We start from the raw sequence: 13,682 nt of genomic DNA, 5'->3' as shown, positions 1-13,682 counted from the left end.
CAAAGAAGGAGAATTATAAGCATGGCCATTCCAATTCCTAATCGCCCGAGTGGATATTTACTCGGTGACCCAGCAGCCGCCATCACGTTAGATGCGTTTATCGACATTCAGTGCCCGCATTCTCGTCAAGCCTGGCCTACTTTATTGGCAGTTATGGAGCACTATCAAGACAAACCGGTGAGCTTGAGGGTGCATTTGATAACGCTGAGCAACCATCGGCAGGCTTGGGATGTAAGCTTAGGATTATTTGCCCTCGCAGACGGTGACGCCCGCAAGTTTTACGACTTCGCTACTTATGTGTACGAGCGGCAAGAGCAGTTTTATAACGCGCCATTCTTGCACAAAACCCATGATGACTTACGGCAATTCGTGGCCGATCTGGCTCAGGCGCATTCAGACGTAAATCGAGACGCATTCCTAAAAAAAATGGTCTCTCACGATATTTACATCGATGCCCGAACCCCCATACGATATGCAGCTACTAAATCCGTCTGGGCGACACCCACCTTCTTTGTTAATAATGGCGATAAGGTGTCTGTTGACCACAGCTCTACATTAGACAATTGGAAGGAATTGATTGATCCATTGCTCAGCTTGTAGATCAAGCCTGAACTATTGCGTATGAATTTAGTTGCTTGGGAAGGAGTGTTGTTTGAAGCTGTTTGAAGGTTGGTGAGTATGCAATTGCCCGTATCAGCCCTAAATTCTTGATAGTAAAGTTGCAGGTCAATAAAAAGCCCTAATGGCCGGTGAGGGTTCATTAGGGCTATTTACAATATGGTGGAGGCTTAGGACGCCGGTTCGGTTCCCGCAATAGCAATTGAATCAGTCCATCAATAGCTTGAGTAAGCTCGTGAGGGTTTGTGCTTACGCAGGAGCTTCGGAGTTTGATTTGTTAGAAGCTAGCAGAAACTCGGTTGACAATTGGTCTTGCTCGGGCACTTCACCATTCAACGAAATTTGATATCTCATTGTCTTATAGCTTTTCTCCCGTTTGTTGAACATTCGTTGCAATATAGGGAGCGAGCAATCGACATAATCGTATATGGTAACACGGTCTTTACCATCCGACTCTCGGTGAATACGCCCCGCATACTGAGCCAGTGGACCCTTCCAGGCAAAGGGCAACGCAAGGAATAGCGTATCTACCAGGCTGTTGAAAAAACCTAAAAGTGCGACAATAGCGTAGTTTCCAATTTGGGCCAAAGATAATGCGCGGCGATTCGATTAATCAGGGTGAGCTTTTCAGCTATGTGAGCCAGGAGTCTCGGATTCCAGAGACCCATCCAATCCGTAAAGTGCGCAAAATCGTTGATGCGGCATTGGCAGAGATCGAGCCAGCCTTCGATGATATGTACTCTTCGGTTGGCAGGCCATCCATTCCACCCGAGCAGCTCATACGGGTAATGTTACTCCAAATATTCTTCACCATTCGATCAGAGCGACAGCTGGTTGAGCGGCTCGACTACGATTTGATGTTCCGTTGGTTTGTAGGTCTGGGTATGGATGATCGCGCCTGGAATCATTCGGTATTCTCTAAAAATCGTGATCGTTTATGTCAGGCAGTATCGATGAGCTGTTCTTTTCGGCCATTAAGAAGCAGGCGTATGCCAAGCAGCTCACGTCCCGCGACCATTTTTCAGTGGATGGTACTCTGCTGAAAGTCAGTGCATCCATGAAGTCCTTTAAGCCCAAAGAAAGTGCTGATGATCACGATGATGATGGAGAAATTTCCATAGTCAAAGCGCAGCAACAAGACTCACGCTTCCACTACGGATGCTGATACCAAGCTGTTCAGAAAAAGCGACGGCAAGGAATCCCGCGTGTGCCACATGGGGCATCTGCTGACAGAAAATCGCAATGGATTGATCGTGGAGGCCGAGGTTTCTGAAGCGGGAACACGGCAAGAATGGGATGCAGGCAGGACCATGCTGGCTGCGCAGGGAACACGCCCAGGCATGACCGTCGGCGCTGATCGGGGCTACGATACGGGCGAGTTTGTAGACGGATGCAGGGGGTTATCGATCACACACCATGTTGCACAGAAGTCTGTCCGAAGTGCAATTGATGGCAGGACGACAAATACGTGGGGCTATCGGATCAGCCAGTTAAAACGAAAGCGGATTGAAGAATGCTTTGGCTTGATGCGCAAATTACGCCATGTGGGCCGGGCGAAGACTGCCTGGATTTTCTGATTTAAGGCAGCGGCCTACAATATTACGAGATTGAAAGGGTTGTTGGCTTGAAATTGAGAGAGAATGACCCGCATGTGGGAAATTTTTGCGATATGTCGATCAAATAATCGTCAAAAATTTATTTATCCCAAGATTGCGCTTCGAAAATTTGAATCATGTATGTCCCGAAGGAATTTGATAGTTGATTGAAAATTTTCACTGGGACGGTAATTTTGGAGTCTGTAACATATTCTGTGTAACTGCCATTTAGTTAAATATGTTTTTCGAGGCGGTGATACTTAGGTTGTTGAAAGGCTTGAGCCGTATGAGGAGAGACTATCAAGTACGGTTCTTAGGAGCGATGGTGTGGCAACACACTGTCCTTACCCGACAAAAGCTCATATCGGTGTGGATGCAAAACGAGGTCTGGTGCTCAGCTTCACCACAAGGCCTGCCTGCCAATGCTAACTATCTAAACCAACTGCCAAAGCTCCTTCATGTTAATGAAGCATTTGTATCGGCAGACTCGGGCTACCGAGGCGCAGAAAAGCGTTTAGAAACAAAAATAATAAAGTCGATTGGTTAGTGACTGAGATGCCTAGCAAGATACGCGTTTGGAAGAAGCGCCCTTGTAAAAATAAGCAGACAATCAGAAGAGAATACTTAAAGGCGAATATCAGAGCAAAAGTCGAGCATCCGTTTAGAATTTTGAAATGTCAGTTCGGGTTCTGCAAAGGTCTGTGTAAAAATGACAACAAGCTCGCTGTGTTGTTTGCTCTTGGAAATCTACTGCGAGTGGAGCAGATGATACGGTCTGCGCGGGAATAGTCAGTCCTGATGCCGCCCAGCCTTTCAACGCTTAAAACCACCTTTCATTGCACACCACAATCACATCCCTACGTACTGAATTTAAAGGCTTTTTGTCTTTTTCTCGTTTCTTTGCTTTTCAATGATGTTCAAGCGTAACCTCGGAAAGTGTGTACAAACTTGAGTACAAATTCCGTTTTTGAGGCCATTGGCGAAATTTCCATGACACAAATCTGGCTCTAGGCCTTGTGGTTACTGGTTTTTTACCAATACTTACCTATATTTTTTATGCCGAAAATCGAGAAATGATGGTAAGGCGTTCGCGATTATTTCTAGTTTATTGTGTTTAACGTTTTGATGTTAGGTGGTCTATAGTTTTGACTTTATATGCAAATATTAAACATAAATGCCAATCGTCTGTTCATTTGTCTTGCATAACGGCGCTAACTAAAAGGAAAAAACGGGATTTCGTGCTACTTTTATGTCTTTTTGTGTGATGTCGTGAAGATTCATTTTCTTTATTATACTTTCATAAACTTAATAGGAGAATACAATGAAACCAATCGCATTAGTAACAGGCACATCTACAGGTTTAGGTATTGCGCTTAGTGTTCAGCTCGCGCAACAAGGTTATGAGGTTTACGCAACAATGCGTAATGTCTCCAAATCGCAAGCATTATTAGATGCTGCCAAAGACGCAGGTGTGACCCTAAATGTACTAGCGCTTGACGTGCAAAATAATGAGACCATCACCGAAAGTGTTGAGCACATCATTGCTAAGCATGGTCACATTGATTTACTCATAAACAATGCAGGAGCGGGGTGTGTTCGCACAACTGAACATGCGACTGAGGCAGAAATTAATTGGGTAATGGATGTTAACTTTCATGGTGTAGTTCGTTGCACTAAAGCAGTGTTACCACATATGCGTCGCGCAAAGCAGGGGAAAATTATTAATATCGGTTCAGTTGGTGGTTTAGTTGGACAACCATTTAGTGATATTTATTGTGCAGCAAAATTCGCTGTGGAAGGGTACACAGAAGCTTTGGCTAGTTATATAACACCTAGTTTTGGTATTCAATTTTGTTGTGTTGAACCTGGCGGTATTGCCACAGAATTTGCGAATAACGTCATTGCTCAATTGCAATCAAATGGTGAAATGCCTAGCGATGAGTACAAACCTGTTTTTGATGCTTTTTTGGCAAGCGGTGCGGGCTCTGAACGAGGAGACTTGTATCAAAGCCCTGAGCAAGTGGCGGAAGTAGTGATAACAACGGCGTTAAAAGAGCAGCTACCACTACGTATACGCACATCTGCCTGGGGGGAACAATTTACAGCGCTAAAAACCCAAGCAGATCCAAGTGGGTTAAAGCAATTGGCATTAGTACAACAAACATTTGGGTAAATTAGAGTGACAAACTCAGTTTTACACTTTGAACATATTAGTGATTATTTAACCTCGGCTGGGTTTGCTGCGTCTAATCATCCACTCGTAGCTGTGATGAAACTAAGTGCGCTGCAATTATCTAAGCGCACTCCTAGTTTTGATAAAGGAGTGCAGCTATCGGGAGGTTTTTATTATCTTGCTTTAAAGCGGGTTATCAAGGGGCAGTTATTCTATGGGCGCACTGAGTATGATTGTCAAACCGGCACCTTAATAGCTATGGCACCTAATCAAGCAATGTCCACTTATGATGTGACGATTGAGGGTGATGCCTATGTCTTAATGTTACATCCAGATTATGTACGAGGGCATCCTCTAGAGTTGTTACTTAATGAATGTGGCTTTTTTCATTATCAAGTCAATGAAGCTTTGCATGTCTCACCGTCTGAACAAGCTATATTGCAGCAGTTGTTTAATGCATTAGAACATGAGCTACAAGGAGGCTACGACAATACCAGTCGCGCTATTATTTTATCGCAAATTATGGCGTTTATGCATTACTGCCAGCGTTTTTATCGGCGTCAGTTTATCCAGCGCAGTGAACTACAAGGTGATTGGCACAGTCGCTTAGTAAGCTTGCTAGATGTACATTATTCAAATAAAAACCAATACGTTGAATTGCCTGATTTACAGCATCTTTGTAGGCAAATGCAAGTGTCTGCGCGTTATTTAACAGATGCGTTAAAAGAGCAGACGGGGCAAAGTGCGAAAGCATGTATTCAAAACTACCTGATTAATAAAGCAAAAAGCTTATTACTGGCAAGCAACCAAAGCATAAGCGAAGTGGCGTATGAACTAGGGTATGAAGATGCTGGTTACTTTACCCGCATATTTAAAAGTAAAACAGGGAAAACACCTAAACAGTTTCGTGAATCTATGCGGTTTAGACATTAATTTTTTCAGAGTTGTCGTTCTATCTTTATTGTGTAGCTATATCTGGGTAATCCGTAATGAGTACATTTAAATTCATTTTCAATGAAGTAGTATTAAAATGAATGCCTTAACAAACAAACAAAGCGTTATTTTTTTGGGAGCGACTGGTGCTGTGGGTTCAGTTGTTTTTAATCGTGTTTTAGGATTTTCTGAAGTAACGGATGTGTTGGCATTGGGGAGAAGAACAATTAATTTTGAAAAAACTATGGCAAATGTCCAGTCCAAAGTCATAGATATTCATAACACCAACACTTATGCCGCTTATATCAAAGGCTATACTACGGCAATTTGCACACTTGGGGTTGGTGAACCTTCAAAATTATCAAAAGCTGACTTTATTAAAATTGATAAAACAGCTGTTTTAGCATTTGCAAAAGCTTGCAAGTCTAAGGGGGTAAAGCATTTTCAACTACTCTCTTCTGTTGGAGTTAGTAAACATTCGCGAAATTTTTATCTTCGAACAAAAGGAGAGTTGGTGGATGAGTTGGTTCGGTTGGGTTTTGAAAGATTGAGCGTTTTTGAGCCATCCATGATTTTAACACCTCAAAATAGATATGGTTATACTCAAGCCTTAACCCTCTTCGTTTGGCCAAAACTTGACTTTATTTTTCAAGGAAAGCGTCGTAAATATAGAGGAATAAAAGTAGAACTATTAGGCAATGCCATTGCCAACAATATTTTACAGGTCAAAAGTGGTGTCGAACACCTCCAATACGATGAATTTATCTCACTACAGTAATTCTATATCAAAGATGATGAAAATAAAAAAAGCTGTTATGAAAATTATAAATACAGATATACTTTTGCACCGTAATTGAGTAGCCAAAAAATTTCAGGCTACCCTAATATAATTCCCACGTTACTTTCGATATCGGCTAGTAGATATTTTGGTTCTATTCCAGCGCGCGCACGAAAAACCAGACCTTGTCTCAAATCAAACATTAGCCTAGCTCTAATTTTTGAAGGAAAGGTATCAGGCAAAACTCCTCTGGCTTTTTCTAGTTCGAAGCGCCTTGCTAGCCTTTCGTCTGTGTCAAAAATAGCACGCTTAAGCAACGCCTCTACTCCTACCAGTTCTCCAGAAACCGTTGCAACACATGAGCTTAGAAAGCAACCTTTGGCACCACTAATACTCATTGTGCTATATTCTACTACCTCATAAAAGAATTTTCGTACTGCAGTTTCAATATCAGGTTCTGTCTCAAACACTTCTAAAGGTTTGCATGCTTTTCGGTTGGCATAGAAATCAATAGCCTCCATGAAAAGCTGACGCTTATCGCCAAACACCCCATAAAGACTTGGGCCGCTGATATTCATTGCCGCTGTCAGATCTTTCATGGAGGCACCGTCATAACCTTGTTTCCAAAAAACATGCATGGCAGCAGATAGAGCTTCGTCCCTGTCAAACTCTCTAGGTCGCCCTGTTCTTTTTTCTTTCATTAATCTTCTATTTATCTCTTACTAATTTTACTCATAGTAACATATCATTCAGTTTAAATGTAGAATTGAATTAAAAATTTAAAATGCATAAAAAACAATACCTTATAAAAAGTTTTGTATCGAATGATACAATACTATTGAGATGCGTTACTTTTTATGGTTATATATCGATCGATACAAAACACGAAGGGTTTAAAAATGACAGATATCAAGTTAAAAGCGGGTACAGTTGCGCCAACTATTACAGTCCCAACTATTGAAGGAGGAAGTGTAGATCTTTTTTCTCTATCAGGTGATGAGCGATGGAAAATGGTTGTTGTATATAGAGGCAAGCATTGTCCCATTTGTACCGATTATTTAAAGACACTTAATGATTATACAGCTGCGTTTGACGCGGCGGGGGTTGATATCATTGCGGTTTCTGCTGACTCTCTAGAACGAGCACAGGAGCAAATCAACAAAGTTAACCCTTCTTTTACTGTGGGTTACGACCTGAAACTTGAACAGATGAGGAAGCTAGGGCTATACATCTCTGAACCTCGTTCACCCCAAGAATCCGACAGAGCATTTGCTGAGCCCGGCCTTTTCATTATGAATGAAGAAGGAAAAATACAGGTTATTGATATTTCAAATACGCCTTTCACTCGCCCAGATTTTAAAACCATTTTGATGGGGATAAATTTTGTTCGAAATCCAGAAAATAACTACCCAATAAGAGGAACTTTATAATGAGTTCTTATACTGCAAGTGAATTAGAAATCAAAGCGGTTATAGACAATCTTATAAATACAGCGACCAATTATGACGTAGAAACGCTTGAGGAGATCTATCACAACGACTTACAAGTTTACATGCTTGGCATGACGGGAGAATTGCAAATTGCAAATAAAGAGATCTTTACTTCCTTATTTTCGAAAAAAAGAGATGCTGGAGACCCACCAATGAACACATGGTCTGAGCTTCACAAAATTGATGTGAAAAATGACTCAGCACATGTTTTATTGTCTCGTAAGAATGATTTATCAGGTACGCCCATGAAACTTCATCTAAGCATAGATCTTCAAAAATCAGCAGGCAGATGGCAAGTCATTAGGGAAGTCATCTTTCTCTTTCCTGAAACAACTTATAACACAGAAAGCAACAATAAAAGCGAGAATACGCATGTCTAGTAAAATACAGAAAATTGCCTATTGGGTTTCAACCGGAATCATTTTATTTCTATTAAGTTGGGCCGCAGGGTCTTACCACATTATTCACGATACTCAAGCTGGCTATTTTGAAGCGTTCGGTTACCCAACATATCTTGTTTATCCCCTCGCTTGGTTGAAAATAATTGCTGTTTTGGTCATTGTGAGTCATAGATATAATGATCTTAGAGATATGGTCTACGCTGCCTATTTCCTAAATATGATTTTAGCATTGGTTGGGCATATTATTTACGGGGATTTCTACGGTCATGCTTTGGTTGGCCTAATTGTAATGCCAATATCTTACTTATTAGGGAATCAAGTGAGAGGTCGGCCGAGTAAGAATTTCTTTGGACGCTGGACAAATTAAAATAGCTCTGGGAATGTAGCTTTCTTACTTAAGTAGGGGCTGCATTTTTCTTCTTCAAGCTATTGCGTTTGATGATTTGCACTAGAAGTTTGGGGTAAATATTTAAGTGAGCACAATCACTTACGTGGAGAATCATGACAAGCAAGAATAAACCTATTACTTTTTAAACCAAGATACAAGATGATCCACTAGGGCTCTAACTCTTGCTGTTAAATGTCGGTTTTCAGGATATACAACATATAATCCCATTGGTTCCACCTCCATATCTTCGAATAGCAATTCTAGCTCACCCGATTTGACATGATGTTCTACGGCGTAATACGGTCCAATTCCAATGCCTAAAGCACCAATAGACATATTGGTAATTGCCCGCGGAGAGTCTGTATTAAAAGTTCCGGATACTGGGTAAGAGACGATTTGGCCATCGATATTAAAGTGCCAATTTTTCGAATCATTGGAGCTGCGAAAAAGAAGGCAGTTATGATGAATTAGCTCTCTAGGATGTGAGGGACGGCCATTTAAACTCAGATAATCTGGAGAAGCAAAAAATACTACCCGCATATCCTTTAGTTTACGCGCTATTAAATTCGAGTCTTGTAGTTTACCAAATCTTATCGCAATATCGACGCCCTTTTCCACTACGGCAATATGACTATCTGATAAGAGTAATTCAACTCTTACTTCTTTGTGCTGCTTTTGGAAAGCGAGCAACGGCTCTATCAATTCTTTGCTTCCAAACCCCGTAGATGCTGTCAATCGAATCGACCCAGAAAGCTCTTTTTGGCGGTGCTGTATCAAGTCTTCTAGTTCATCAAACTGTTCTAGCATAGGTAAGCAACGCTCATAGTAAGCGCGCCCTGTTTCAGTTAATGTCACGCTGCGTGTAGTTCGATAAAAAAGTTGTGCATCCAGTCTGCTTTCAAGTTGTCGGACATACTTACTTGCTAGCTTAGTACTCAGGTTCGATTGCTTTGCCCCTTGAGTAAAGGATGTATGGCGCGCCACATTAACAAATACACGCATTGCTTCAATAGTGTCCATATAACTTTCCCTTCTGAATCTCAAAGTCGCCATTATCTATAAAATGTACATTATCTTTGTATGAATAGGTAGATTATATCCTACTTAAAACCTTATATACTCATTTCATACACAAACAAATCAGCTTAGGAGTCCACAATGTCAAATGGCATTCGTATTCACAGTTTTCCATTGTCGGGGCACGCACACCGCGTGGAATTATTTGCAAGCATTGCCCGTATTAAACACGAAATTATTCATGTTGATCTTCCATCTGGTGAGCACAAAAAGGAGCCATTTTTAAGGCTAAACCCTTTAGGGCAAGTTCCAGTCATTGAGGACGGCGAGGTTGTCATCAGCGATTCAAATGCCATTCTTGTTTACTTGGCTCGTCGATATGCTCCAGACTTTTTTCCTTCAGACCCAGTGCTAGAAGCAGAAGTGCAAAAGTATTTAACACTAGCTGCTGGTGAGATAGCTTTTGGCCCAGCTGCTGCCCGTCTGATTACAGTTTTTAATGCGCCATTGGATGCTCATTTTTGCCAAGTTATTGCTGAAAAGGCACTGACCAAACTCAATACTCTAATTGGAACCAAAGACTTTTTGGTTGATGGTAGACCAACTATTGCAGATATCGCCGTCTATTCATACGTGGCTCATGCACCTGAAGGAAACATTTCGCTAGACAAGTACCCGAATATACTACGCCTGCTAAGCAATATTGAGAATCTTGATGGTTTCAAAGCGATGCCTCGCACCGCTGTTGGGCTTTATGCCTAGCATGAGTGTTTGGCGTTAGAGTCGTTAAGATAAGACAGCTAATACAAGAGCTGAATAAGTTAGAGTAGTTAAGCGAAGGGCCATTGAGAGATTTAGTCAGCAGGTAGTGACACTCACTTACTTAAGTGCCACTACCTGATTTTGAATCAATTTCCATTTCATGATTGATAATAATAGGAGCAGCGCCGCAAAGATTCCTATTAATTTAAAAACTATGAAGCACGCCAATAAACTAACGGAAGACACAAGAGGTTTTATGTCTGATTCATCTTATCATCCTGGAGAACTAGCCGCTCAAGATAAAGCGGGAACCAGAGGTGTCGCTGCTGAACTTGCGGTGGGTAAGCATAGTGCCCTTAGTTTTGCTTCTGGTCATGACGTGTTTTTAGCTGCTCAGTCATTTGCCGCGCTCGCCAGTGTTGATTTGAAAAATGAGTCTGTATGGGTAACTCCTTTATTTGGCCAATCAGGTGATTTGGCAGCTATATCAGAAAAGGAAATAGCTATCTCTAGAGACTGTATTCCAAATTTAGACATGCTTAATTTTATAGAGCCTGGTACGCCATTGTCCTTGCTAGGTATAGATCTAAACCGAAGAATTAGGCACCGAATTAACGGATATACTATTGCAGGAGGAGACAACGGTAAACATAGTGTTTCTTTGCAAGTTACTGAATACACACCTAATTGTCCTAAGTACATTAATCGTCGAGATATAATTCCAGCTTCAGACGGCACGCCTTCGTTAAACAAAAATGCTAGGGCTGAAACTCGTACAAGGCTTACAGAGGATGATCAAACATTTGTCCGAAAAATGGATACCTTATGGATAGGTACTTACGCACCAGGCATAGGTGCTGACTGCAATCATAGAGGAGGCAAACCTGGTTTTATTCGAGTCATATCGCCCTCCACAATAGAGTGGCCAGAGTATAGAGGGAATGGAACGTTTTTCACCTCTGGCAATCTGGAATCTTATGATAGAGCTGGGGTGACACTCGTTGATTTTGAGTCTGGCAGCATTATTCAAATGACTGGTCGTGCAACGGTCGACTGGGAGCACGATGGCTGTTACGAGGGAGCTTCAAGAAAAATAGTTTTTCACATTACAAATTTGGTTCGAATGAATGAGATAACCAATCATCGTTGGAAGCGTTTAGATTATTCGCCATACAATCCTGTAGTGTCAGGTACAGGAAACGTCGACACTGAAAGTGAATACCCACAAGTGGCAACCTTGGCTAAAATCGTTGACGAAACCGAAAATGTTAAAACGTTTCGTTTTGTGATACCGAGACGTATCTCATTTCTTCCGGGACAATATGCAACTTTTGAGTTTAATAATATTCCCGGTGGTGAGGCTATCGAAGTTCGCACTTGGACGCTTTCGGAAACACCCAATAGTATTAACGGTGATAACACATTAGATATTACCGTAAAACGTATGCCAAATGGATTGGTAACAAATTGGCTACATGACTATGCAGAAGTTGGGATGGAGGTCAAGTTACTTGGTATTCAAGGTGAGATGACTGCGGTGTCCGTTGATGAAAATACGCAAAAGCCTACAGTGCCTAAGCACTTATTGCTATTGAGTGCAGGTATTGGTATTACACCTAACCTAGCAATGATTCGAGGGATTGGAGCCTTTTCGTTGCAAGACCAAACCGACATAACCATGATTCACATAGAAAGATATGAAAAAGATCTTATTAGTCAATCAGAGCTGCTTCGACGTTCAAAACAGTATCCCCACTTCCAATACATCCATGTGATCAGCAGTAAAGAGGGTCGTTTAACAAAAGGGGCTTTGAAAAAAATGGTGCCAAATACTGCTAGCCAGCAAGCATATGTATGTGGACCAACACAATTTATGAGAGATATGACAGAATACTTGGTCTCAATAGGCGTTCCTGCTGGACAGGTTCATACTGAGAGTTTTGAGTTCTAGTTTAATAATTACAATTGCTTTTATACATGCTGATCTTCTGAACAAATCATGCATCTTTCTGACCATCAACAAGTGATGAATCAGGCGATGATAGCTTTACATTGATTTTCAGGAGAATGCAGATGACAGCAGTAGCGCACCAGGTAACCCCTTTTCTAACATCTTACGAAGTGATGGCTCGTTACCACATTAGCTATACGACGCTCTGGCGAAGAATAAAAGATGGCAGCTTGCCGCAACCTCGTATCAACCGAAATACACGAAACAAGCTGTGGCACATTGAAGACCTAGAAGAGTATGAGAAGAAAGAGGACTGAGCCTCTTTCTTTTATTTTATTGTCCGAAACGCCAGTTGAATGGAAAGCCTGTCGGCTCGATGATGGTCTCTAGCTGTTGATACCAAACGTCGTAAGCATGACGCATTTCATCCAGGTACTGATATTGGTTGTAGATAGCATCCAACCCTTTTTTGCTGTGGCCAATCATCAACTCGGCAACTTCTTGCGTCGTGATGGCAGACATTCGCGTTCGCATCGTTCTGCGAAGATCGTGCATAGACCAGTGTTCCATCTCAATACCGAGCGATCTGCGAGCCCAGATTTTCACATTGTTAGGAATAGTGGTATCAAAGCCATTTGTGGCAAGCTCTTCTTGTCCGTTCGCGGGAAACAAGTAAGTTGATTTGCTCATCTGCATCGCCAGTTCAATCAGATCGATAGCGGGTTTAATTAGTGGCCTCATGATCGGCGCTCCAATTTTCTCACCTTGTTTGCGGATCTCTATGGGCACTGTCCACATTGCAGATTGCAAGTCAAAGTGATGCTTTTCAGCTTGAATGAGTTCGCCCTTGCGCCCTCCCAATAAGAGAAGCAGTTTTATGTAGATGCGATTCTTCTCAGTGATTTTTGACTCATGCAAATAGCGCCAAAGTATCCTGATTTCGTTGTCGTTTAGCACCCGAGTTCGTTTGCCTTTCTTACCGCCGACCTTTTTTGCAGTGATCCCAGCGGCAGCGTTAATTTCCAAAATTTGTTCATCAATCAGCCAGTCATAAAACTTATGCAGCACAGACACTAGGCGTTCTGTGTTTGAAGGGGACGACTCCGAAACCTCACGAAGACAGTTTCTTAAGGACAATTCATTGATGTCAGTTAATGGGTACTTGCCAAGTCGGGGCAGCAAATATATTTCACTGCTGCGTTTTTGGTAGTGCCACGTTTTCTCCTTTAGCCCTTGCTTACCGGCAGAGTCTATCCAGTCTCGAAAAATCGATTCGAAGCTTTGATTGGCAGAATACTTGGCCCGTTCCTGCTGTAGGTAGAGCTTGGGGTTTCTGCCCTGGTCGAGTACCGCCCTTAACCTATCCAGCTCATTCCTGGCTTCAGCAAGCTTCATAAGTGGGTAAGTACCTATGTCTACCCGCTGTTGCTTGCCATCGAAACGATAACGAAACTGAAAGACAATTTTGCCCTTGGGTGATACCCGAGCACTTAGCCCGTCTCGGTCAGCTTTTACTACGGTTTCTTTTGCTTCTTTATTTAACCTGGCATCGAGCCAGCTAACTGATAACGCCATG

12 protein-coding genes and 2 pseudogenes are annotated in these 13,682 nt (G+C 42.0%); 11 read left to right on the top strand and 3 right to left on the bottom strand.

The window, feature by feature from the left end:
- Positions 1-21 precede the first annotated feature (21 nt).
- From CFK45_RS14195 to CFK45_RS14165, 6 genes and pseudogenes are all read left to right on the top strand, one after another.
- Positions 22-600 carry a DsbA family protein gene (locus CFK45_RS14195; protein WP_096087103.1) on the top strand — a complete coding sequence of 193 codons (579 nt, stop codon included), beginning with the start codon at positions 22-24 and terminating at the stop codon, positions 598-600.
- 611 nt (positions 601-1,211) lie between these two features.
- A pseudogene (locus CFK45_RS14185) lies at positions 1,212-2,195 on the top strand (IS5 family transposase).
- Between the two features lie 372 nt (positions 2,196-2,567).
- Positions 2,568-3,002: pseudogene (locus CFK45_RS18750) on the top strand (transposase); the annotation flags it as partial.
- Between the two features lie 532 nt (positions 3,003-3,534).
- Positions 3,535-4,386, top strand: coding sequence for an SDR family oxidoreductase (locus CFK45_RS14175; protein WP_095500507.1), 852 nt, complete (start codon positions 3,535-3,537; stop codon positions 4,384-4,386).
- Positions 4,387-4,392: 6 nt separating this feature from the next.
- Positions 4,393-5,319, top strand: a complete 927-nt coding sequence (locus CFK45_RS14170; RefSeq protein WP_095500508.1) for a helix-turn-helix domain-containing protein — start codon at positions 4,393-4,395, stop codon at positions 5,317-5,319.
- 97 nt (positions 5,320-5,416) lie between these two features.
- The gene (locus tag CFK45_RS14165; protein WP_095500509.1) at positions 5,417-6,097 is read left to right on the top strand and encodes an NAD(P)H-binding protein; all 681 of its coding nucleotides are present in this window, start codon (positions 5,417-5,419) and stop codon (positions 6,095-6,097) included.
- A 98-nt stretch (positions 6,098-6,195) separates the two neighbouring features.
- Here the strand turns inward: CFK45_RS14165 and CFK45_RS14160 are convergent, their stop codons facing one another.
- A complete protein-coding gene (locus CFK45_RS14160; protein ID WP_095500510.1) occupies positions 6,196-6,798 on the bottom strand; it encodes a TetR/AcrR family transcriptional regulator in 603 nt (200 codons plus the stop codon).
- A gap of 198 nt (positions 6,799-6,996) precedes the next feature.
- Here CFK45_RS14160 and CFK45_RS14155 point away from each other — a divergent pair, with 198 nt between their 5' ends.
- From CFK45_RS14155 to CFK45_RS14145, 3 genes are read left to right on the top strand one after another with little or no spacing between them, the layout of a single operon-like run.
- Positions 6,997-7,527: a peroxiredoxin-like family protein gene (locus CFK45_RS14155; protein WP_095500511.1), complete on the top strand. Its 531-nt coding sequence runs from the start codon at positions 6,997-6,999 to the stop codon at positions 7,525-7,527.
- Entirely contained in the window at positions 7,527-7,967 is a 441-nt protein-coding gene (locus tag CFK45_RS14150) for a nuclear transport factor 2 family protein (RefSeq protein ID WP_095500512.1), read from the top strand. Before CFK45_RS14155 ends, CFK45_RS14150 begins: the two co-directional genes overlap by 1 nt.
- Positions 7,960-8,355: a DoxX family protein gene (locus CFK45_RS14145; protein ID WP_095500513.1), complete on the top strand. Its 396-nt coding sequence runs from the start codon at positions 7,960-7,962 to the stop codon at positions 8,353-8,355. The genes CFK45_RS14150 and CFK45_RS14145 overlap by 8 nt, the downstream gene beginning before the upstream one ends.
- Before the next feature lie 156 nt (positions 8,356-8,511).
- On the opposite strand, the gene CFK45_RS14140 is transcribed toward CFK45_RS14145, so the two are convergent.
- Positions 8,512-9,396 (bottom strand): LysR family transcriptional regulator, encoded by an 885-nt coding sequence (locus CFK45_RS14140; RefSeq protein WP_095500514.1) that lies wholly within the window; start codon positions 9,394-9,396, stop codon positions 8,512-8,514.
- 138 nt (positions 9,397-9,534) lie between these two features.
- Here CFK45_RS14140 and CFK45_RS14135 point away from each other — a divergent pair, with 138 nt between their 5' ends.
- Positions 9,535-10,155: a glutathione S-transferase family protein gene (locus CFK45_RS14135; protein ID WP_095500515.1), complete on the top strand. Its 621-nt coding sequence runs from the start codon at positions 9,535-9,537 to the stop codon at positions 10,153-10,155.
- A gap of 256 nt (positions 10,156-10,411) precedes the next feature.
- Positions 10,412-12,106, top strand: coding sequence for an FAD-binding oxidoreductase (locus CFK45_RS14130; protein ID WP_096087211.1), 1,695 nt, complete (start codon positions 10,412-10,414; stop codon positions 12,104-12,106).
- Positions 12,107-12,439: 333 nt separating this feature from the next.
- On the opposite strand, the gene CFK45_RS14120 is transcribed toward CFK45_RS14130, so the two are convergent.
- Positions 12,440-13,681 (bottom strand): tyrosine-type recombinase/integrase, encoded by a 1,242-nt coding sequence (locus CFK45_RS14120; RefSeq protein ID WP_096087101.1) that lies wholly within the window; start codon positions 13,679-13,681, stop codon positions 12,440-12,442.
- Position 13,682 lies beyond the last annotated feature (1 nt).

This window comes from Agaribacterium haliotis, from assembly GCF_002312815.1.
GTDB lineage: Bacteria > Pseudomonadota > Gammaproteobacteria > Pseudomonadales > Cellvibrionaceae > Agaribacterium > Agaribacterium haliotis.
This window is presented reverse-complemented; position numbering and strand designations above follow the sequence as displayed.

Coding starts and splice junctions, on each gene's coding strand:
- CFK45_RS14195 (WP_096087103.1), top strand. CDS start 22: ATGGCCATTCCAATTCCTAATCGCCCGAGTGGATATTTACTCGGTGAC.
- CFK45_RS14175 (WP_095500507.1), top strand. CDS start 3,535: ATGAAACCAATCGCATTAGTAACAGGCACATCTACAGGTTTAGGTATT.
- CFK45_RS14165 (WP_095500509.1), top strand. CDS start 5,417: ATGAATGCCTTAACAAACAAACAAAGCGTTATTTTTTTGGGAGCGACT.
- CFK45_RS14160 (WP_095500510.1), bottom strand. CDS start 6,798: ATGAAAGAAAAAAGAACAGGGCGACCTAGAGAGTTTGACAGGGACGAA.
- CFK45_RS14155 (WP_095500511.1), top strand. CDS start 6,997: ATGACAGATATCAAGTTAAAAGCGGGTACAGTTGCGCCAACTATTACA.
- CFK45_RS14150 (WP_095500512.1), top strand. CDS start 7,527: ATGAGTTCTTATACTGCAAGTGAATTAGAAATCAAAGCGGTTATAGAC.
- CFK45_RS14145 (WP_095500513.1), top strand. CDS start 7,960: ATGTCTAGTAAAATACAGAAAATTGCCTATTGGGTTTCAACCGGAATC.
- CFK45_RS14140 (WP_095500514.1), bottom strand. CDS start 9,396: ATGGACACTATTGAAGCAATGCGTGTATTTGTTAATGTGGCGCGCCAT.
- CFK45_RS14135 (WP_095500515.1), top strand. CDS start 9,535: ATGTCAAATGGCATTCGTATTCACAGTTTTCCATTGTCGGGGCACGCA.
- CFK45_RS14130 (WP_096087211.1), top strand. CDS start 10,412: ATGTCTGATTCATCTTATCATCCTGGAGAACTAGCCGCTCAAGATAAA.
- CFK45_RS14120 (WP_096087101.1), bottom strand. CDS start 13,681: ATGGCGTTATCAGTTAGCTGGCTCGATGCCAGGTTAAATAAAGAAGCA.